The following is a 20,920-nucleotide window of genomic DNA, read 5'->3' on the forward strand; positions in this document are numbered from 1 at the left end:
ATCTCGTGGGGGGTTTCACCAGGGGCAACGAGAGGTCATGCCCGCGCGTTACTGGCCGCCCGCCCGACAGGCGCGAGCGGTCACCCAACGTCGCCCCGTGCGCCCCGGGAGCCCGACGCCTCACAACCGCAACGCGTGGATCTCGTCGTGGATGAGGCCGGACAGCCGCGGGGCCAGATTCCGGTGCTGGTGGTCGGTCACGACCGTCACCACCGCGTTCGCGTCGTGCAGGGACAGAGTCACCGCCACGGGGTGGCCGGCGCTGAGCGTGGGCAGGGCCGACACGGCCACCAGCGGCGCGGCACCCAGAGCGAGCGGACCGGCGTAGGTCGCCAGGCTGCTGCACAGCAGGGAGGAATAGAGGGGGGAGGCCACATAACGGCCGAGGGCGTCGGTCAGGCGGCCGGACCGGTGCCGGGTCCGGGACACCAGCAGAGCCTGCGCCTGCGCCCGGCCCTGCAGCGCGGCACGCCGGGTGAAGCTGTCCACCGCCGCGAGCCGCCGCGCGGGACGCCGGTGGGTGGGGAGCGGGACTCTGATTGTGGCGTAGTGGTTCCCGAGGACGTCGGCGTCCTCGGGAGTGCGCACGTCGACGGGGACCATCGCGCAGACCCCCGGGAGCCGCGGCCAGCGCCCGGCCAGGCCGGCGGTCCGCAGGGCGGCGGCGGTCGCGGCGAGGAAGACGGCGTTGGTGGAGGCCCGGCCCGAGGGCAGGGCGTCGCGGGCGGCGCTCAGGGTCGCCCGCGGCACCCGCTCGAAGGACAGCACCCGCCGGGCGTCCACGGGCCCGTGGAACGGCAGCGGGCGGGCCTTGGGCAGCACATCGGTGAGCGCCCGGGTCAGTGCGCGGCGCGTCGGCGCGTCGGACGGCGCGTGCGCGGCCCGCCGCGCCCCGCTCCCCGGCAGCGGCGCCGCCGGCGCGTCGAGCAGGGTCCGCAACAGCGTGACCATCGACTTGCCGTCGAGCAGGGCGTGGTGGACGCGGATCAGGAGCGCGAAGCCGCCGGGCGAGGGCAGCAGATGAAGCTGCCACGGCGGCCGTACGGGCGCGAACGGGCGGGCCAGCAACAGCGCCGTGTCCGCCTCCGGCGTCGTGCGTCCGCCTTCCGGCCCGGCGGTCACGTGCGTCGCGGTGTCGAACTCCGGGCCGGGCGTCCACCGCGGCCACGCCGACGCCGGGGCGGCCGCGGGCGGCATGAGCCGCAGCCGGGGGAACGCCCCCCAGCGCCGACGGGCCCGCTCCCGCAGCTCCGACAGCGGCGGCGGAGGGCCTTGGAACCAGGCGAGCAGCCCGGCCGTCATGCAGAGGTGTTCGGTGCTCTGCTGCCCGTGGAACCAGGCGTCCAGCGGCGGCATGGCGATGCCCGCCGCATACGGCGTCGGTTGCGGGCCACTGGTGTCGCGGCGCGGCCGTGGCAGATCGGTGGTGTGGTCGGCGAGGGCGTCCGGGGAGGTGTCCTGGGTGCGTTCCGTCACGAGGGGTCCTGATTCTGACTGGGCGTCGACGTCGTGGGTGCGTGGCCGTCGGACCGGCGGCGAGGAAACCGGCGGGGGAGGAGAGCGGGGCGTGGTCAGGAGGCCAGTGCGGCGGCCGCCCGGGCGACGGCTCCCGCGCCGTCCTCCTGTGCCAGCCGCTTGGCGAACGCGGTGGCCCGCTCGGCGAAGCCCGGCTCCCCGGTCGCCCGCCGCATCGCGTCCGCCAGCCGGCTCGCGGTCAGCTCCCGGTGCGGCAACACCCGTGGACTCACGCCCAGTTGCACCAGCCGGGCGGCCCACCAGGGCTGGTCGGTCAGCACCGGCACCGGCACGGCGGGCACCCCCGCACGCAGCCCCGCTCCCGTGGTGCCCGCCCCGGCGTGGTGCACGACGGCGGCCGTGCGCGGCAGCAGCCAGCCGTGCGGCACCACGCCCACCGTGATGACGTCGTCGTTCACCACGGACAGCCCCGCCCACCCGGACTGGACGATGCCCCGCGCCCCCGCCTGCCGCAGCGCACGGGCGGTGATGGCGCTCAGCCGCTCGGGGGCGTCGGGCATATTGCTGCCGAAGCTGACGAGCACCGGCGGCGGCCCGGCGGCCAGGAAGTCCGTGAGCAGCGCGGGCGGTGTCCACAGCGGGCACTCGTGCGGCCACCAGTACCCGGCGACGCGCAGCTCGGGCCGCCAGTCCGACGGGCGCGGGACGACAGACGGGCTGTACCCGTGCCAGATGGGCCAGCGGCTCGCCTCCCGCGCCCTGCGCAGCCGGTGACCGCTGCGGTACGGCAGCCCCAGCCGGGCGTGCAGCCGCCGGTAGGCCGCGGCGTACAGGGCGTCCATCGCGACGTTCACCGCTCGGCCCCGGAGCCGGTTGGCGTACCCCGGCTCCCGCCACGACAGCGCGCACGGCGAGAAGGCCGCCGTGGGGGCGTCGGGTTGGAGGAAGACCCCCATGCTCGGGATGTCGTGGTAGCGGGCGACCACCCTGCCCACCGGCGCGGCGATCGTCGACAGCAGGACCAGGTCCGCCGACGGGTCCACCGCCGTGATGATGCCGTCCACGAGCCCCGCCGCGGCCCGCTCGGTGGCGTGCGCGAGCCGCTGGACCGCCCGCAGCGAACGGCCCCCGTGCCGGAAGCGGGTATGCGCGCCGATCAGCTCCTCGAACGGGTCGGCGGGCAGCGGCCGCATGCGCAGGCCGCAACAGGTCACCAGTTCCTCGAACTTCGCGTGGGTGACGATCTCCACGTCGTGCCCCTCGGCCACGAGACGGTGCCCGAGACCGGTGTACGGGGCCACCGAACCCATGGTGCCCGCCGTGATGATTTGGATGCGCATGACCCGGCCCTCCCGCCCGCCGGGACACGGCCGGCGTCCGACGAACTGCCTCACCGACCCAACGAGGAGGAACCGGCCCGGATACGGCGGCGGGGCAGAGCGAGGGCCCACCGGTGGGCCGCACGGCCGGTGACGGCCGTCAGGCGCGCGGGCCCTGGTCGTCCGCCCCGGCGGCCCCGCCCGTCCCGAGCCGGTAGACCCGCCGCGCGTTGCCCGCCCCGATCAGCCCGGCGATCCGCCGCGCGTCGTCCGGCGACCACGCCCCGTCGTTCACCCAGCCGGTCAGCAGCCCGGCCAGGGCCCGGCGGAAGAGCTGGGCGCCCACGACATAGAGCTCCGGCAGCCCGTAGGCGTCACTGGAAAACATGATCTTGCCGAACGGGGCCAGTTCCAGCATCTCGCCGAGGACCACCTCGGCCCGCGCCCCCGTGTGGGTCAGGGACAGGCCGACATCGGTGTAGACGTGCGGGAAGGCGTGGGCGAGGTAGCCGGCACCCCGGTGATACGGATAGCCGTGCAGCAGGACCAGTGAACAGCCCGTGGGACGCACGGCGCGTACGAAGTCGGTGAGCAGGAGCGGGTCGCAGCGGTCCAGGCGCAGGTCCGGGTCGCCGAAGCCGGTGTGCAGTTGGAGCGGCAGGCCCGTCCGGGCGGCGGACCACAGCAGGTGGCGCAGCAGCACCGGGTCGGCCAGCCGCCCGCCCGGCGCCCGGTCGCCGAGCCAGCGGGCGGCCGCCGCCCGGACCTCGGCCGGTTCCGGCGGGGCGGGGGCGAAGTCGAGTCCGTACCGGTAGGCGACCACCGATTTGAAGCCCGCGGCGGTCCGGGCGGCGTCCCTGACGGCGGTGGCGAGGCCGTGGAGAAAGCCTTCGGCGGCCGCGGGCGGGCCGACGCCGTCGGCAATGCGCTCGGCAAGGGTCTCCAGGCGCACGATCTCGTGCGCGGTCGCGTTTCCGGCTGTCGCCAGCTCTTGAGGGCTCGTCAGGTCACCCGGGAGCCCGGTGTCCACCAGGTAGTCGGTGATCCCGGCGGCCCGCAGCAACCGCCCGGTGACCTCCCGCGCGCCGAGCTCGCGCCGGCGGGCGAGATAGCGGGCCGGTGGACAGTGCGCCGGGAGGTCCAGGAGCGGCGGGCACCAGCGGCGCACCGCGAAGCCGAGCTGGGTGTCGAAGAAGGTGGTGCCGGGCGCGGCGGGTGCGTCGGACTCGGTGAGGAAGGACGCGAAGTCCTCCGGGCCGAGATCGGCGCGGGCCACGCCGTGGCAGTGGTGGTCCACCAGCGGCGACGCCACCGGGGGACGCACTCAGAACCGCCTGCGGGTGGCGTCCGCGATGTCCTGCGGCGCGGCGCCGTCGAACCGCGCCGCCTCCCCGCGGCGCACCGCGACAACGGCCTCGAACAGCGGATCACCGAGCGCGGTGCGCAGCAGCGCCGACCGGTCGAAGTGCTCCAGCGCCTCCGGCAGCGAGGCCGGCAGCCGGGTCTCCCGGCCGGTGGCGACGGGGTCGCCCGCGACGGGAGGCGGCAGCGTCAGCCCGGCCTCGATCCCGGCGAGCCCGGCGGCGATGACCGCACCGACCACCAGATACGGATTGGCCGCCGCGTCGAAGCACTTGATCTCGGCGTTGGCGCCCGAGGCGTCATCGGGAGCGCCGGTGATGAAACGCAGCGCCGCCTCCCGGTTCTCCAGGCCCCAGCACTGGAAGGCCCCCGCCCACTGCGAGGGTGCGAGCCGCAGATAGCCGGCCGGGGTGGGGGCGCCCAGCGCGAGCAGGGCGGGCAGCTCCCGGAGCACCCCGGCGAGGAAGGCCTCGCAGACCTCCGTCATGCCGTACGGCCCGTCGCCGCCCCGGCACAGATTCCCGTCCTCGTCCCAGAGGCTCAGATGCAGATGCGCACCGTTGCCGACGCTCCCGGCCTCCACGACCGGCGCGAACGAGGCGGTCAGCCCGTGCCGCGCCGACACCGCGCGGATCGTCTCGCGGACCAGCACGGCGAGATCAGCGGCGCCGACCGGGTCCGCCGGGGCCACCGACACCTCGAACTGCCCGGGCGAGTACTCCGGGTGGATCTGCAGGACTTCGATGTCCTGTGCGGCGAGCGCTTCGAGGACATCGCGCAGATAGTCCGACAGCTCGACCAGGCGGGTCATCCCGTACGCCGGGCCCGCGCAGGGATACCGGATCTCCGTCTCGGTGAGATCGCCCCGGGTGACGACCCATTCCGTCTCGAAGCCCATCCGCAGCCGCAGGCCGCGTGCCGCGGCGTGCTCGGTCATCCGTCGGGCGAACTGCCGCTGGCAGGCGCTGTACGGGTCGCCGCTCTGTTCGTACCGGTCGACGGGCGCCCAGGCCCAGCCGGGCTGCGCGGCCAGCACGGTCAGCCGGTCCAGATCGGGGAAGAGCCGCAGATCGCCGTCCGGCCCGCCGATGTGGGGGCTGGCGACGGCGGAGTCGTCCGTGAGATAGACGTCGAAGGAGGGCGACATGCCCACGCCGCGCCGCGCGGCGTGCGGGAGCCGGGCGGTGGGAACGGCCTTGACCCGGGTGAGGCCCGCGACGTCCACCCAGGTGAGGGCGACGCCGTGGATGTCCATCGCCGTGAGCCGCGCCGCTTCCTGCCGCGCAGCCGACGCCGCCCGCTCCCGATCCGGCCTGTCCATGGCTGCATTACACACCATCAGGTGGGACACATGGGGGAGTTGTGCGGATCGCCCCCGGTCGGCGCGCGTCGACGCGGAGGCCCCGCCGTACGGGCCCGGGACCGCGGCGTGCGTCGGCAGGGGTGCCTGTGACGGGTGGAAGGGGGCAAAAGGTGGCGCGAACGACTCGGTCCACCGGTTAGCGTGTCCCCAATAGTTGATCTTGTCGTTGTTCGGGGGGTTGGTCGGACGTGGATGTGCCGCTGTTCTTTCTGGCGTACGCCTACCTTGCCGTCGCGCTCTGTGCGGCCCTCGGCGGTGCGGCTCGTCTGGAGGCCGCTCAACGGCGTCGGGGGAGCGGGGACCCGGCCGACCCCGCGCCGCTTGCCGCGGACGGGGCCGGGGGCGGCGCCGGCCGCGAGGTGCTGGAGGTCGCGTGGCTGAGCGGAGGCCCCCTGCGCGTGGTCGACACCGCGCTGGTCGCCATGGAACGCGACGGGCTGCTCCGGATATCCACCCAGCTCTCCGCCGGCGGCCGGGTTCACCTGACGTGGGGGCGCAGCCCGCGGACGGCCGTCGAGGAGGCCATCGTGCGCACGCACGGGGAAGCGAGGGCGCGAGGGACGTCCGTGCCCGAGGTGCGGCCCTTGCGCCGGCTGTGCGGGCGCGCCCCCGAAATCCTCGCCGTCGGGCGCTCCCTGAGGGACCGGGGGCTGGATTACGGCCTCACGTGGCGGTGGCTGTTCCGCGCCTGCGACCGTGTGCTGAGGGTTCTCACCTACCTCTGCTTCGGCTTCATGGCGGTCGTGACGGTGGTGGGGTTCGTGAACTTCGCCCACGACCCGGCCTGGGGGCCCCACATCCTGCTCTGCGACGCGCTGGCGGCGGTGGCCGCGCTGCTGTGCGGGCTGGTGCGCCACCACGCGCTGCCCGGGCCCGGTGACCGGACGCGGGCGGGCGCCGATCTCGCGCGGGGGGTCCGGCGCGGCGGTTCGGGAGGAAGCGGTGCGACCGCCTCGTCGACGGTGCTGATGCTGGGGGTGGCGCTCGACGGTGCGGGGTGTCTGCCGGACGCCCCGCTGCGGGAGCTGCTGACGGAGTGCGGGTCCGGGTCCGACGGCGACGCGTCGTGGAGCGACTTCTTCTCCGGCGGCGGCTCGGACGCGGGCTCCGGCGGTGACAGCGGTGACAGCGGTGGCAGCGGCGGGGACAGCGGTTCGAGCAGCTGTGGAAGCAGTTGCGGGAGCAGTTGCGGAAGCAGCTCCAGCGACTGAACGGTTCCTCCGCTCCCACGGCCCCGCCCCTTGAGTACCCGTACTCAGGTGGCCGGGCGTTCCGCCGGGAGAGCATGGGGGCACGGATCGTCAAGGAGTAGCACGTGCTCAGCACCTTCGCGCACGCGGTCGTACCCGCTCTCGGCCGCTTCGGCGTCAGCACCGACGTGGCGACGGAGATCGCGCCGGGAAGCATCGTCGCCCCCAACCACACGTCGCTGGTCGACCCCGGACTGGTCCTCGCGGCGGTCCGCCGGCTCGGGGCCGAGCCCGTCTTCCTGGCGGCCGCCGGTCTGTGGCGGATCCCCGTCCTGGGTCATGTGCTCGCCCGCGAGGGCCATGTGCCCGTCCGGCGGGGCACCGACGCGGCCGCCGGAGCTCTCGACGCCGCGGCCGAGGCCCTGGCCGACGGGCGTGTCGTGGTCCTCTATCCCGAGGGGCGTCTTCCCCGCCGCCCGGACTCCGGCGAGGCCGAGCCCGGCCCGTTCCGCACCGGGCTCGCCCGTCTCGCGCTGGCGACCTCGGCCCCCGTGGTCCCGGTGGGGCAGGCAGGGGCCCGCCGGGCCACCTCCGGTTCGCACGCCAAACAGATCACCGGACTGCTGACGGCGCCGTTGCGCAGGCCCGCCCTGCACGTCCACGTCGGCGCGCCCGTTCATCTCGCCGGTGACGTGGCCGCCGCCACGGCCCACGCCCGCGCGGCCGTGACCGGGGCCTGGCGGAAGGCGGTCGGACGGCTCGGCCCGCACGCCGCCGCTTCCCGCGAGGGTTGACTCGCAGGTCACCGCCGGGATTCGAGGGCCGGACGGTGACGGGCCGTACCCAACATCGAAATCTTCACTCGTTCGACTGGGTGCACCCAGGGTGATCGGCCAACTACTCTGGGTGTCATGAGTGTGTGGGGTCGCGCTGTCCTGAGGTCCGCGTTGCGGGCCCTGGTCGTCGCGCTGATCTCCCTGCTGCTGGCGCTCTCCGGATCGGCCGCGGAAGGCCTCGCCGTCAGTGTCGGCCGGGAGGAGACCTCCGGCTCGTCGTCGGCCGCGGCCTCCGAGGAGTACGCCGCCTGCGCCTCCGAGCAGCGCGGCTCGCGCTCCGGGCGGCGGTCGGGCCGTCCGCCCGGAAGGCTCGGCGGTGCGTTGCCGCCCGCCGTGTCCACGGGAGTGGACGCCGGGCAGACCCTGAGTGAGCGGGCCGTGCCCCGCTCCGACACCTCCGCTGTCGCCGCCGCCCACGCGCGGCACGCCGTCCTGCGCTGCTGAGCGGAACCGCGCCCGTCGCCTCCTTGCCGGAGGCCGCGGCGCCGCGCGTTCACCTTTCCGCTCACCCCGTAGTGCGACAGCAGGAGAGACGTCATGCCCCTCGACCCCGCGCGCGCCATGGACGCGTATCTGCGCGCCCAGGCCTACCGCACCCACCGCCCCGAGCCCGAGCCCGCCCCCATCGTCGTCGAGGAGTGTTACGACGTCCAGGACGCGCGGGAACCCCGGGAGGACGAGAAGGACGGCCACGAGACCGGCGCGGGCCGCCGCGCCGACGGAGAACCGGCCGAGCCGGCCGCGGAGGTGGCCACCCGGTCCGGGCCGGCGCCGAACGCTCCGCCCGCCGCCCCCCGCCGACCGGGGGTGCTCGCCCGGCTGCTGTCCCTGCGTCAGGGGGCGGGCCCGGTGGGCGACCACGGCAGGCCCGAGCCTTCCCCCTGAGCCGGTTCGCCGGGCCCGGCCCGGTGGGCTCAGGCAGTGGCGGAACCCCGTGCGCCGGCCTCGGCCGGCGTACGGGTGGTGGGCACCACCACGGGGGAGCCGTCACCCGGTGCCCGCAGGATGTCGGCCTCGATGCCGTACAACTCGCGCACCAAGGCCGCGTCCACCACGTCGCGGGGCGGGCCCTGGGCGACGACGGTGCCGTCCTTCATGGCGATGACGGTGTCCGCGTACCGCGCGGCGCTCGCCAGGTCGTGCAGGACCATGACGACGGTCCGGCCCGCGGTGGCGACCTGCTTCACGAGGTCGAGCACCTCCACCGCGTGGCCGATGTCGAGCGCGCTGGTCGGCTCGTCGAGGAGCACGATCGGTGTCTCCTGCGCGAGGACCATCGCGAGCCAGCAGCGCTGTCGTTGGCCGCCGGAGAGCTGGTCGAGGCGGCGGTCCGCGAGGGCGGACACCCCGGTGGCGAGCAGGGCCTCGTGCACGGCCCGCTCGTCGTCGCGGGACCACTGGCGGAAGAGGCCCTGGTGAGGGTGGCGCCCGTACCGTACGAGCCCGGCCACCGTCACGGCCTCGGGGGCCAGGGGGGACTGGGGGAGCAGGGCGATGCGGTGGGCCGCCTGGCGCTGCTTCAGCTTCCAGATGTCGGCGTCGCCCGCGTGGACGTGGCCCGACTCGGGCTGGTGCAACCGGGCGACGCAGCGCAGCAGGGTCGACTTGCCGCAGCCGTTGGGGCCGACGATCGCTGCGACCTGACCTGAGGGGATCGTCAGGTCGACGCCCGCCACGGCACGGTGGCCGGGGTAGCCGGCGGTGAGCTGTTCAACGCGGAGCTCCACAGGTGGCAGGCCCTTCCAAGACGTTCGCCGCAAGGTGGACCCTCCCGGCGGAGGGCCTTAAGGTAAGGCTAACCTAATGACTCATGGGTCCCGCGTGGGGGTGATCTCCCACGCGGAACGCTGTCCCCTTTTCTGTTTTTCTGCCTTGTTCCTTTCCTCTTTTGACGCCCGGAGCACTCGATGACCTCGACCCACCGCCCTCTTCTGCCCGCCTCGCGCCGCGCGGCTCAGGTCCTCGCCGCCGTGGGGGCGGCCGCGTTGCTGGTGACCGGCTGCGGCTCCGACAGCGGCTCGGACGACAAGGGCTCGGAGTCGACGTCGCAGGGTGCCGGGGGCGGTCAGACGCGTGAGATCAAGGACGCGACCGGCAAGCTCGTCAAGGTCCCGGCCCAGCCCAAGCGGATCGTGACGCTCACGCAGGAGGACCTCGACGCGGTGCTCGCCCTCGGCCTCAAGCCGGTCGGCATCACCAACGGGCAGGGCCTGAGCAAGCCGCCGGCCTACCTCGAGGACAAGGTCAAGGACATCAAGGTCGTCGGCAACCTGCTCCAGCCGGTGATGGACAAGGTCATCGCGGCCAAGCCCGACCTCATCCTGGCCGGTGACCTGCAGGACGAGCAGGTCCTCAAGCAGCTCCGCGAGATCACCCCGGCCACGCTGGTCACCATGGCCCCCACCGACGACTGGAAGCTGTCCTTCCGGGGCATCGGCAACGCGCTCAACAGCATGGACAAGGCCAACAAGGTCATCGCCGACTACGAGGCCAAGGCCAAGAAGGCCGGCAGCGAGCTGGGCGACAACAAGGGCGCCGAGGTCAGCATCGTCCGCTGGAACCCGGACGGCCCGAGCTGGATGGAAAAGAAGCAGTTCGCGAGCGGTGTCGCCCTGGACATGGGCCTCAAGCGCCCCAAGGCCCAGGACAAGGACGGCAACGCCCACACCCCGGCGCTGAGCCTGGAGAAGATCAACGAGATCGACGGCGACTGGCTCTTCCTGTCCACCCTCACCTCCGACGGTGAGAAGGCGCTGAAGGACGTGCAGAGCAAGCCCGCGTACAAGGACCTGAACGCGGTGAAGAAGGACCACGCTGTGACGGTGAACGGCTCAGTCTGGTCCACCCGGGGCGGCCCGCTGGCCAGCCAGGTCGTCATCGACGACATCGTGAAGGCGCTCAAGAAGTAACCGGGGCTCCGCCCCGGACCCCGGTCCTCAATCGCCGGACGGGCTTGAGAATCAAGCCCGTCCGGCGATTGAGGACACCGCCGCGCAGCGGTGGTGCGGACGACTCGGCCCGCGGAGACCCCTTACCCGGCCCGCCGGGCACGGCGAGCCGTCGCGAAGTCCGCCGCGGTCCAGGCCATGCCGATCGCCCCGTCCAGCAGCGCCCGCTCACCCATCGGTGACACCGCCGCCGCCACGAACTCCGCCTCGTGCGGCCCGCACGAGCCGCCGGTGATGTCGAGCACGGGGTGGATCGAGGGGACGGCGTGCGAGACGTTGCCCATGTCCGTGCAGGCGAACGCGTCGCGCTGCTGCGGCTCCGGGCGGCCCAGCGCACGGGCGTTGTCGCGCCACAGGGCGATCAGCTCCGCGTCGGTGCGGAAGTCCAGGTAGTCGGGCTCGGGGCGGGTCAGCTCCACCTCGCACCCGGTGGCCAGCGCACCGGCCCGGAAGCAGGCCTCGACCCGCTCCCGCAGCTCCCGCAGGTCCTCGGCGGCCGAAGCGCGGATCTCGTACTCGGCGGTCGCCCGGTCGGGAATCGCGTTCGGCGCGGTGCCCGCGGCCGTCGTCACGCCGTGCACCTTCCAGTGCGGCGGCAGTTGCTGGCGCAGCAGCCCGAGGGCGACCTGGGCGACGGTGAGGGCATCGGCGGCGTTGCGGCCCTCGTGCGGGTTGAGGCTGGGGTGCGCGGCCTTCCCGGTGTACGCGACGGAGAGGGTGCCGAGCGCGAACGAGCGGAACTCGGCCACGTCGAACGGGCAGGGGTGCACCATCATCGCGGCGTCCACCCCGTCGAACGCGCCGGCTTCCAGCAGCAGTGCCTTGCCCGCCCCGCGCTCCTCGGCGGGGGTGCCCAGGACCCGTACGGTCAGCCCGAGTTCGTCGGCGAACGGGGCGAGGCCGAGGGCCGCGCCGAGACCCGCCGCGGCGATCAGATTGTGGCCGCAGGCGTGCCCGAGCCCGGGCAGGGCGTCGTACTCGCAGGCGAGCGCCACGGTGACGGGCCCGGAGCCGAAGGTCGCGGAGAAGGCGGTGTCGAGGCCGTACGCCGGGGCCGTGACGTCGAAGCCGTGCTCACGCAGGAGTTCGGCGCACCAGGCGGCGGCGCGGTGCTCGGCGAAGGCCGTCTCGGGGTGCGCGTGGATGCGGCGGCTGAGCGCCAGCAGGCTCTCGCGGTGCGCGAGGACACGCTCCTGTATGGCGGTCTTGAGGCCTTGGGCCGCGGTCATGTCCAGCTCCTGTCCGTCCGGCTGACGCGCCGGCTGTTCGTCCCTTCCGCGTGAGCGGGGGGTCACACTCACAAGGGATCAAAAAATAGCTTAGGCTTACCTAAGCTGACACGCCGGGGTATACGCGGCGTGCCCGGAACGAAGCCAGATATCGGGAGTCCCCACGTCATGCGTCACCCTCAGGTCGAGACTGCTCCTGCCGAACTGCCGCTGCTCGCCGCGCAGTCCGGAATCCTGTACGCCCAGGTGCTCGACCCCGGCAACCCGGTCTACAACACGGGTGACTGCGTGGAGATCGACGGACACCTGGACGAGGAGCTGTTCGAGCGTGCCCTGCGGCAGACGGTCGACGAGGCGCAGACACTGTCCCTGATCGTGGCATCGGAGCACGGCGGCAGCGGCACCGACGGGGACACCGCGCCCACGCAGCGCGTCGAGACCGGCCGGGAATGGCCCCTGCACCGGCTCGACCTGCGCACTGCCGACGCCCCGTCGGGGGAAGCGGACGCCTGGATGCGCGCGGACCTCGCCCGTCCCGTCGACCTGACCGAGGGGCCGCTGGTCACCCAGGCCCTCATCCGCGTCGCCGACGACCGCTACTACTGGTACCAGCGCGTCCACCATTTCGCCGTCGACGCCTATGCCCTGACCCTCATCGGACGCCGCGTCGCCGAGCTGTACACCGCGCTCACCACGGGCGAGGAGCCCTCCGGGAACCCCTTCGGCACGATCCGGGAACTCGTCGAGGACGAGGCCGAGTACACGGCGAGCGAACGCCACACCGCCGACCGGGACTTCTGGCGTACGCGGTTCGCCGACCGGCCCGAGCCCGTCTCCCTCGCCGGTGACCCGGCGGCCTCCACGGTCTCCGCCGACTCCACCGGTCCCTCCGGTGCCGTGCTGCGGCACGCCGCCGAACTCCCGCCCGGCACCATGACCCGCCTGGAGGAGGCCGCCCGCGCGGTCAAGGCCACCTGGGCCGAGCTCCTCATCGCCGCCACCGCCGGATATCTGCACCGGACGACGGGCACCCAGGACGTCGTGCTCGGCCTGCCCCTGATGAACCGCCGCAGCTCCGTCGCCCTGCGCACCCCCGCCATGGCCGTCAACGTCATGCCGCTGCGCATCGCCGTCAGCCCGTACGACACCGGCGCCGAACTGCTGCGCCGCGTCGTCCTGGAGGTGCGCGCCGTCCGCCGCCACCAGCGCTACCGGCAGGAGGACCTGCGCCGCGACCTCGGGCTGAGCGGCGCGGAGCAGACGCTGTTCGGACCGATGGTCAACATCAAGGCGTTCGAGGGCGACCTGGAGTTCGGTACTCTGCCCGGCAGGGTACGCAACCTCGCGGCCGGTCCCGTCGACGATCTGGCTCTCGCCATCACCCCCGCGCCGGACGGTTCCGTCGGCTTCGGCCTCGACGGCAACGCCGCGCGGTACGACGGCCCGTCGCTCGCCGGACACGAGCGCGGCCTGCGCCGCTACCTCGACGCGCTGACCGCGCTGCTCCTGGACGACCCCCAGCGCGCCGTCGGCGGCATCGACCTCCTGGACGAAGCGGAGATCCACCGCGCCACGGCGGGCCGCGCCGAGGAGAGAGTCCGCCGGACCCTGCCCGAGCTGTTCGCCGAGCAGGCGGCCCGCACCCCGGACGCCGTCGCCGTCCGTAGCGGCCGAGCCGCCCTCACCTTCGCCGAACTGGACGGTGCCGCCAACCGGCTCGCCCGTGAACTGGCCGACGCGGGCGTCACGTCCGGCGCTCCCGTCGCGCTCGCCCTGCCCCGCGGTGTCGACACCGTCGTCGCCATGTTCGCCGTGCTCAAGGCGGGCGGCGTCTGCCAGCCGCTCGACCTCGGCCACCCCGAGCAGCGCATGACCGCGGTCCTGGAGGACACCCGGCCCCGGTGCGTCATCGGCACCGCCGACGCCGTGGCCGGTCTGCCCCCGCTCGGCGTGCCCGCCCTGCTCCTGGACGACCCGGCGACCCGGGCCCGGATCGACGCGCGGCCGGACACCGCCCTCGCCGCACCGGACCTCGGCCAGGACGCCTACATCATCCACACGTCCGGCTCCACCGGCCGTCCCAAGGGTGTCGTCGTCACCCACGCCTCCCTCGCCAACCTGCACGCCGGACACGGCACCGACCACATCGCCCCCGCCGTGGCGCGCGCGGGCCGTGACCGGCTGCGGATCGGGCACAGCGCCTCGTTCGCCTTCGACGCCTCATGGGACCCGGTCATCTGGATGGTCCACGGCCACGAGCTGCACCTTCTGGACGATGCCGCCTACCGTGACCCGGCCGCGCTCACCGCGTACATAGCCGAGCACCGGCTCGACTACCTCGACGTCACCCCCTCGTACGCCGAAGCGCTCCTCGCGGAGGGCCTCCTGGACGAGGGCCGGCACCACCCGGCCATGGTCGTCGTCGGCGGCGAGACCGTGCCCGAACCCCTGTGGCACCGGCTGGCCACCACCGAGGGCCTCACTCCCCTCAACCTCTACGGCCCCACCGAGACCACCGTCGACGCCTACTACTGGGTGCCGGGTGAGAACGGCTCGGCCCACGGCAGCCCCGTGCGCGGCTCCCGCGCGTACGTCCTCGACAACTCCCTGCGACCCACCGCCCCCGGCGTCACCGGAGAGCTCTATATCGCCGGCGCCTGCCTGGCCCGCGGCTACCTCGGCCGCCCCGACCTCACCGCCGAGCGCTTCACCGCCGATCCCTTCGGTGCCCTGCACGGCGAGCCCGGGGCCCGGATGTACCGCACCGGCGACCTGGTCCGCCGCCGCCCGGACGGCACCCTGGAGTTCCTCGGCCGCGCCGACGACCAGGTGAAGATCCGCGGCTTCCGCATCGAACTCGGCGAGATCCAGGCCGCGCTGGCCGGGCACCCCGACGTCGCGCAGGCCGCCGTGATCGCCCGCGACACCGCCACCGGCAAGCGGCTCCTCGGCTACGTCGTGGCCGCCGAAGGCGCCGGCGCCGCCCCCGAGGCGCTGCGCGCCCACCTCGCGGAGCGGCTGCCCGAGCACATGGTGCCCAGCGCGATCCTCGCCCTGGACGCCCTGCCCCGCACCGCCAACGACAAGCTCGACGTCCGGGCCCTGCCCGACCCCGACCCGGCCGTCGTGGGCGGCGCCACCGGCCACAGCGGCCCCCGCACCGCCCATGAAGAGATCCTGTGCGGCATCTTCGCCGCCACCCTCGGCCTGGACGCCACCCCCGCCCCGCAGGCCGGCCTCTTCGACCTCGGCGGCCACTCGCTCACCGCCGGCCGTATCGCCGCCCGCATCCGCGAGAGCTTCGGCGCGACCGTCACCCTCGCCGACGTCTTCCGCAACCCCACCCCGGCCGCACTCGCCGCCCTTCTGCGCGAAGCCCCCGCGGCCGAGGGCGAGGAGCGCCCCGCGCTGGTGCCCGTACCCCGCACGGACCGCATGCCGCTCTCCCCGGCGCAGAAGCGGCTGTGGTTCATGTACCGCCTCGAAGGACTCAGCCCCACTTACAACATCCCCCTCGTGCTGACCTTGACCGGACCGCTCGACCACGACGCGCTGCAGCTCGCCCTGAACGACCTGACGCACGCCCACGAGACACTCAGAACCGTGTATCCGGCCGCTGACAACGAGCCCTACCAGCGGATCCTCACCGCCGACGAGGCAAGCCCGCGCCTGCACACCGCGCCCGCGGGGGCCGAGTTGACCGAGGCCGTCCGCCACTGCTTCGACCTGGCCACCGAACCGCCGCTCAAGGCGACGCTGTTCAGCGACGGCGGTGACCGCCACACCCTGCTCCTCCTCCTGCACCACATCGCCGGCGACGGTGCCTCCACCACCCCGCTGGCCCGCGACCTCGCCACCGCCTACACCGCCCGCGCCGCCGGCCGCGCCCCCGAACTGCCGCACCGCCCCGTGCAGTACGCCGACCACACCGCCTGGCAGCAGCGCCTCCTGGGCACCGCCGACCAGCCGACCGCGCTCGCCGACCGCCAGCTCGGCCACTGGAAGCAGGCCCTCGCCGGCCTGCCCGACCAGCTCGAACTGCCCACCGACCGGCCGCGCCCCGCCGTCGCGTCCTACGAAGGCGACACCGTCCCCTTCCACCTCGACGCGCGCGCGCACGCCGCCCTCGAACAGCTCACCCGCACCACCGGCACCAGCGTCTTCATGGCTGTCCAGGCCGCCCTCGCCACCCTCCTCACCCGCTACGGTTGCGGCACCGACATCCCGCTCGGCACCCCCGTCGCCGGGCGCGACGACGACACGACCGCCGACCTCGTCGGCTTCTTCGTCAACACCCTGGTCCTGCGCACCGACACTTCCGGCGCCCCCACCTTCCGCACCCTCCTCGACCGCGTCCGCGCCACGACGATCGCCGCGTACGAACACGCCGACGTGCCCTTCGACCGGCTCGTCGAGGAGCTCAACCCGCCCCGCTCGCTGGCCCGGCACCCGCTCTTCCAAGTGATGCTCGCCTGGCAGTCGCTGCCCGACGCCGAGTTCGCCATGGGACCGGGTTTGAGCGCCCGCATGGACGCCGTCCCCTCCGGCACCGCCAAGTTCGACCTCACCCTGAACGCGGGCGAGCGGCCCGGCGGCGGCATATCCGGCTTCCTCGAATACCGCACCGACCTCTTCGACGCCGAAACGGCGAAACGTCTCTGCACCCACCTCGCCGGACTGCTCACCGCGGCCGTCGCCGACCCGGACACCCCCATCGGCCGGCTGCCCCTGCTCGACGACGAGGAGCTCCACCGCTCCGTGGTCGCGTGGAACACCGGCACCACCACGCCCACCCCCTCCAAGCAGTCCCTCGTCGAGCTGTACGAGGACGCCGCCCGCCGGCACCCCGGCCGCACGGCCGTCACCTGTGAGGGCGCCTCCCTCACCTACGCGCAGCTGTCCGCCCGCGCCAACCGCCTGGCCCGGCTGCTGGCCGCGCGCGGCATCGGGCCGGGGTCGATCGTGGCGCTGGCGCTGCCCCGCTCGCCGGAGCTGGTCGTGGGCCTGCTGGCGGTGGCGAAGGCGGGCGCGGCGTATCTGCCGATGGACCCGGACTACCCGGCCGACCGCCTGGCCTACATGCTCCAGGACGCCGCCCCCGCCGCCGTCGTCACCGACACCGCGACCGCCGCGCGCATCCCGGCGCACGACCTTCCGGTCGTGCTCGTCGACGGCGCCGAGGCCGACGCGTACGCGCCCACGGACCTGACCGACGACGACCGCACCCGTGCCCAGCGCCCCACCGACGTCGCCTACGTCATCTACACCTCCGGCTCCACCGGCCGCCCCAAGGGCGTCCCCGTCACCCACCACAACGTGGCCCGGCTGTTCTCCGCCACCGACCACTGGTTCGGCTTCGACGAGAGCGACGTGTGGACCCTCTTCCACTCCTACGCCTTCGACTTCTCGGTGTGGGAGCTGTGGGGGGCGCTGCTGCACGGCGGCCGGCTCGTCGTGGTGCCCCACCTGGTCAGCCGCGACCCGGCGGCCTTCCTGGGACTGCTCGCCGACGAGGGCGTGACCGTTCTGAATCAGACACCGTCCGCCTTCTACCAGCTCAGCGCCGCCGACCGGGAGAACCCCGGCCGCGAACTGGCCCTGCGCTACGTCGTCTTCGGGGGAGAGGCCCTCGAACTGGGCCGCTTGGATGACTGGTACGAGCGGCACGCCGACGACGCGCCCACCCTCGTCAACATGTACGGCATCACCGAGACCACCGTCCACGTCTCCTACATCGCGCTCGACCGGGAGAGCGCCGCCGCCGGATCCTCCAGCACCATCGGCGTCAACATCCCCGACCTGCGCGTCTACGTCCTCGACGGATACCTCCAGCCCGTGCCGCCCGGCGTCACCGGCGAGATGTACGTCGCGGGCGAGGGGCTGGCCCGTGGCTACCTCGGCCGGCACGCCCTGACGGCGGAACGATTCGTCGCCGATCCCTTCGCCCACCTCTTCGGCGAGCGCGGCAGTCGGATGTACCGCTCCGGCGACCTCGCCCGCCGCCGCCCCGACGGCACCCTGGAGTACTTCGGCCGCGCCGACCACCAGGTGAAGATCCGCGGCTTCCGCATCGAACTCGGCGAGATCGAGGCCGTACTCGCCGAGCACCCGGACGTCGCCGACGCCGCCGTGATCGTCCGCGAGGACACCCCCGGCGACAAGCGCCTCGTCGGCTACGCCGTGCCCGCCCGCGAGACCACCCCGGCCCTGCTGCGCGAGCACACCGCGACCGAACTGCCCGTCCACATGGTGCCCTCGGCCGTCGTCCTCCTGGACCGGCTGCCGCTGACCGCCAACGGCAAGCTCGACCGCAAGGCCCTGCCCGCCCCCGACCTCACCGCCGCCGTCACCGAGGGCCGCGCCCCACGCGGACCCCGCGAGGAACAGCTCTGCGCGATCTTCGCCGACGTCCTCGGCCTGCCCCGGGTCGGCGTGGACGACAACTTCTTCGACCTCGGCGGCCACTCCCTCCTCGCCGTGCGCCTCGCCGGCCGGATCAAGGACGCGCTCGGCGCCGAGGTCGGCATCGGCACGATCTTCCAGGCTCCCACCGTCGCCGCCCTCGACACCGCGCTGGACGCGGCCGAAGGCACCGACGCCCTCGACGTACTGCTGCCGCTGCGCCCGGCGAAGGACGGCGACAAGGCGCCGCTGTACTGCGTGCACCCGGCCGGCGGCCTCAGCTGGTGCTACGCCGGTCTGATCCGTCACCTCCCCGCCGACGTCCCGATCTACGGCATGCAGGCCCAGGGCGTCGGCCCGGCCACCGCCGACGACCCGCTGCCGCGGACGATGGAGGAGCTCACCGCCCACTACGTCGACCGGCTCCGCGAGGTGCAGCCGCACGGCCCGTACCGGCTCATGGGTTGGTCCACCGGCGGCATCATCGCCCAGGGCATGGCCACCCGGCTCCAGGACCTCGGCCACCAGGTCGAGCTGCTCGCGATCCTCGACGCCTACCCGGCCGAGGGCTTCCGCACGCTGCCCGTGCCCGACCAGGCCGAGGCCCTCGAAGCCCTGCTCGCCATGGGCGGCTACGGCCCCGACAGCCTGGAGGGCAAGCCTTTCGAACTCGCCCACGTCACCGAGGTGCTGCGCCGCGAGGGCTCCCCGCTGGCCAGCCTCGACGACACCACCATCGAGGCCCTCAACACCACCTACCTCAACACCAACCACCTGGTCCGCGGCTTCGACCACCGTGTCTTCGACGGCGACGTGCTCTTCTTCCGCGCCACCGTCGACACCATCGACGACGAGCTCACCCCCGACACCTGGGCCCCCTATGTGACCGGCCGCATCGACAACACCGACGTCGCCTGCTCGCACAAGGACATGACCCTGCCCGAACCGATCGCGCACATCGCGAGCGTCATCGCCGACCGACTGCAGAACCTGGAGAACTGACCCCATGAGCGACGCACCCGCCAACCCCTTCGACGGTGACGGAGACTTCTTCGTCCTCGTCAACGCCGAGGGGCAGCACAGCCTCTGGCCGGGCTTCGCCGCCGTGCCGGAGGGCTGGAACACCGCCCACGGGCCGTGCGCCCGGCAGGACGCCCTCGACTGGATCACCGAGCACTGGACCGACCTGGCCCCGGCGGCCCGGTGAGCCGGCTCTCCCCGCGCGTCGCCGTCGTGATCGTGTACACGGCGGCGATGTGCATGAACGGTCTCGACTCCACCATCGTCAACCCGGCGCTGCTGACCATCGCCCGGGACTTCGGCGAGCCCGTGTCGGCGGCCAACACCGTCGAGATCGCCTTCCTGGTGGCCCTCGCCGTGGCCCTGCCCGTCGCGGGCTGGCTCGGCGACCGCCACGGCACCAAGCGGGTCTTCCTCGGCGCGCTCGCCGTCTTCACCGCGGCGTCCGCGGCCTGCGGACTCGCCCAGAACCTGCAGACCCTGGTCCTCGCCCGCGTCGTCCAGGGGCTGGCGGGCGGACTGCTCACCCCGGTCGGCATGACGCTGCTCTTCCGCGCCTTCCCGCCGCACGAGCGGATGAAGCTGTCGAAGGTGCTGATCGTGCCGACGGCCCTGATGCCCGCGCTGGGGCCGCCGCTCGGGGGCTTCCTCACCGAGCACCTCTCCTGGCACTGGCTGTTCTTCGTGAACGTGCCGATCGGCGCCGCCGCCGTGCTGCTCGGCGTCCTCGGCGTGCGCGAGCACGTGGAGGGCACCGAGGGCCGCTTCGACCGCCGGGGCTTCCTGCTGGCCACCCCCGCGCTCGGGTTGCTCACCTACGCGCTGGGCTTCGGCCCCTCGCACGGCTGGACCTCACCGGCCATCGCGGTCAGCGCGCTGCTCGGCCTCGCCCTCCTCGTCGCGGCGTGCGCGCACCTGCTCAGGACCGCGACGCCGCTGCTGGACCTGAAGCTCCTCGGCGACAAGGTCTTCGGGTCCGCCACCGTCCTCGCCCTGGTCACCTCGGCCGGTCTGATGGGCGTCCTCTTCGCCTTCCCGCTGCTCTACCAGGCGGCCCTCGGGGCCTCCGCCCTGGACGCGGGGCTCAGCGTCTTCCCCGAGGCGCTGGGCCTGATGCTCGCCTCCCAGGCCGTCGACCGACTGCTGCCGAAGCTCGGCCCCCGGCTGCTCGCCGCCCCCGCGCTGGTCCTCGCCACGGCGGTCTTCGCGGCACTGGCGGTGCCGGGCGTGGCGGAGAACGCCTGGGCCGTGCGGGCGCTGATGTTCTGCGTCGGCCTTGTGCTGGGCACGGCCGTACTCACCGTCCAGATCGCCGGGTTCGCGGACATCCCGCCCCCGGCCATGGGCCAGGCGATGGGGCTGTTCACCATCGTGCGGACCCTCGGCGGGGCACTGGGCATCGCGGCCACCGCCGCGGTGATCGGCGCGTCCGGCGGCTCGGGCACGCACGACGCCGCCCCGGGCCCGTACCGGGCGGCGATCCTCACGACCGCGGGACTGGTCGCCCTCGGCACGCTGTTCGCGCTGCGCCTGCCCAAGGACGCCCCCGCGCCGCCGCCCTTCGACGACGAGCCGCCGGCGCGGCCGGAGGAAGGCGCGGAAGCTGTGGCGTGACGGGCCCGGGCGTGACAGGCCCGGCCTGTCCGGCGGATCTTCGGCTGCGGGCCGTCGTTGCCGCCTGCGGCGGCGAGCGCCCTGCGGGCGCGTCCTCAAGCGCCGGACGGGCTGATATCAGCCCGTCCGGCGCTTGAGGACACAGCACAGCAGCCCGTCCG

14 protein-coding genes are annotated in these 20,920 nt (G+C 73.9%); 8 read left to right on the top strand and 6 right to left on the bottom strand.

Going from position 1 to position 20,920, the window contains the following annotated elements; genetic code table 11:
• Positions 1–120 precede the first annotated feature (120 nt).
• From ACZ53N_RS07580 to ACZ53N_RS07595, 4 genes are all read right to left on the bottom strand, one after another.
• Positions 121–1,476: a wax ester/triacylglycerol synthase domain-containing protein gene (locus ACZ53N_RS07580; protein WP_469140000.1), complete on the bottom strand. Its 1,356-nt coding sequence runs from the start codon at positions 1,474–1,476 to the stop codon at positions 121–123.
• 95 nt (positions 1,477–1,571) lie between these two features.
• Positions 1,572–2,816 (bottom strand): glycosyltransferase, encoded by a 1,245-nt coding sequence (locus ACZ53N_RS07585; RefSeq protein WP_469140001.1) that lies wholly within the window; start codon positions 2,814–2,816, stop codon positions 1,572–1,574.
• Positions 2,817–2,955: 139 nt separating this feature from the next.
• Positions 2,956–4,119, bottom strand: a complete 1,164-nt coding sequence (locus tag ACZ53N_RS07590) for an amidohydrolase family protein (protein WP_469140002.1) — start codon at positions 4,117–4,119, stop codon at positions 2,956–2,958.
• A complete protein-coding gene (locus tag ACZ53N_RS07595) occupies positions 4,120–5,478 on the bottom strand; it encodes a glutamine synthetase family protein (protein WP_469140003.1) in 1,359 nt (452 codons plus the stop codon).
• 230 nt (positions 5,479–5,708) lie between these two features.
• On the opposite strand from ACZ53N_RS07595, the gene ACZ53N_RS07600 reads away from it, so the two are divergent.
• From ACZ53N_RS07600 to ACZ53N_RS07615, 4 genes are all read left to right on the top strand, one after another.
• A complete protein-coding gene (locus ACZ53N_RS07600; protein WP_469140004.1) occupies positions 5,709–6,731 on the top strand; it encodes a TIGR04222 domain-containing membrane protein in 1,023 nt (340 codons plus the stop codon).
• Between the two features lie 104 nt (positions 6,732–6,835).
• Positions 6,836–7,504 (top strand): lysophospholipid acyltransferase family protein, encoded by a 669-nt coding sequence (locus ACZ53N_RS07605; RefSeq protein WP_469140005.1) that lies wholly within the window; start codon positions 6,836–6,838, stop codon positions 7,502–7,504.
• Between the two features lie 117 nt (positions 7,505–7,621).
• On the top strand, positions 7,622–7,990 hold the full coding sequence (locus tag ACZ53N_RS07610) for a hypothetical protein (RefSeq protein WP_469140006.1): 369 nt from the start codon (positions 7,622–7,624) through the stop codon (positions 7,988–7,990).
• Positions 7,991–8,083: 93 nt separating this feature from the next.
• A complete protein-coding gene (locus ACZ53N_RS07615; RefSeq protein ID WP_469140007.1) occupies positions 8,084–8,431 on the top strand; it encodes a hypothetical protein in 348 nt (115 codons plus the stop codon).
• Positions 8,432–8,460: 29 nt separating this feature from the next.
• Here ACZ53N_RS07615 and ACZ53N_RS07620 read toward each other — a convergent pair whose 3' ends face one another.
• The gene (locus tag ACZ53N_RS07620) at positions 8,461–9,273 is read right to left on the bottom strand and encodes an ABC transporter ATP-binding protein (RefSeq protein ID WP_469140008.1); all 813 of its coding nucleotides are present in this window, start codon (positions 9,271–9,273) and stop codon (positions 8,461–8,463) included.
• Positions 9,274–9,453: 180 nt separating this feature from the next.
• Here ACZ53N_RS07620 and ACZ53N_RS07625 point away from each other — a divergent pair, with 180 nt between their 5' ends.
• Positions 9,454–10,455 (top strand): ABC transporter substrate-binding protein, encoded by a 1,002-nt coding sequence (locus ACZ53N_RS07625; RefSeq protein WP_469140009.1) that lies wholly within the window; start codon positions 9,454–9,456, stop codon positions 10,453–10,455.
• 122 nt (positions 10,456–10,577) lie between these two features.
• Here the strand turns inward: ACZ53N_RS07625 and ACZ53N_RS07630 are convergent, their stop codons facing one another.
• A complete protein-coding gene (locus ACZ53N_RS07630; RefSeq protein WP_469140010.1) occupies positions 10,578–11,723 on the bottom strand; it encodes a M20 family metallopeptidase in 1,146 nt (381 codons plus the stop codon).
• Positions 11,724–11,891: 168 nt separating this feature from the next.
• Between ACZ53N_RS07630 and ACZ53N_RS07635 the strand changes: the two genes are divergently transcribed.
• From ACZ53N_RS07635 to ACZ53N_RS07645, 3 genes are read left to right on the top strand one after another with little or no spacing between them, the layout of a single operon-like run.
• The gene (locus ACZ53N_RS07635; RefSeq protein WP_469140011.1) at positions 11,892–19,127 is read left to right on the top strand and encodes an amino acid adenylation domain-containing protein; all 7,236 of its coding nucleotides are present in this window, start codon (positions 11,892–11,894) and stop codon (positions 19,125–19,127) included.
• Positions 19,128–19,131: 4 nt separating this feature from the next.
• Positions 19,132–19,332 (top strand): MbtH family protein, encoded by a 201-nt coding sequence (locus ACZ53N_RS07640; RefSeq protein ID WP_469140012.1) that lies wholly within the window; start codon positions 19,132–19,134, stop codon positions 19,330–19,332.
• Positions 19,329–20,759 carry a DHA2 family efflux MFS transporter permease subunit gene (locus tag ACZ53N_RS07645; protein ID WP_469140013.1) on the top strand — a complete coding sequence of 477 codons (1,431 nt, stop codon included), beginning with the start codon at positions 19,329–19,331 and terminating at the stop codon, positions 20,757–20,759. The genes ACZ53N_RS07640 and ACZ53N_RS07645 overlap by 4 nt, the downstream gene beginning before the upstream one ends.
• Positions 20,760–20,920 lie beyond the last annotated feature (161 nt).

The organism is Streptomyces sp. NPDC033229 (assembly GCF_055576875.1).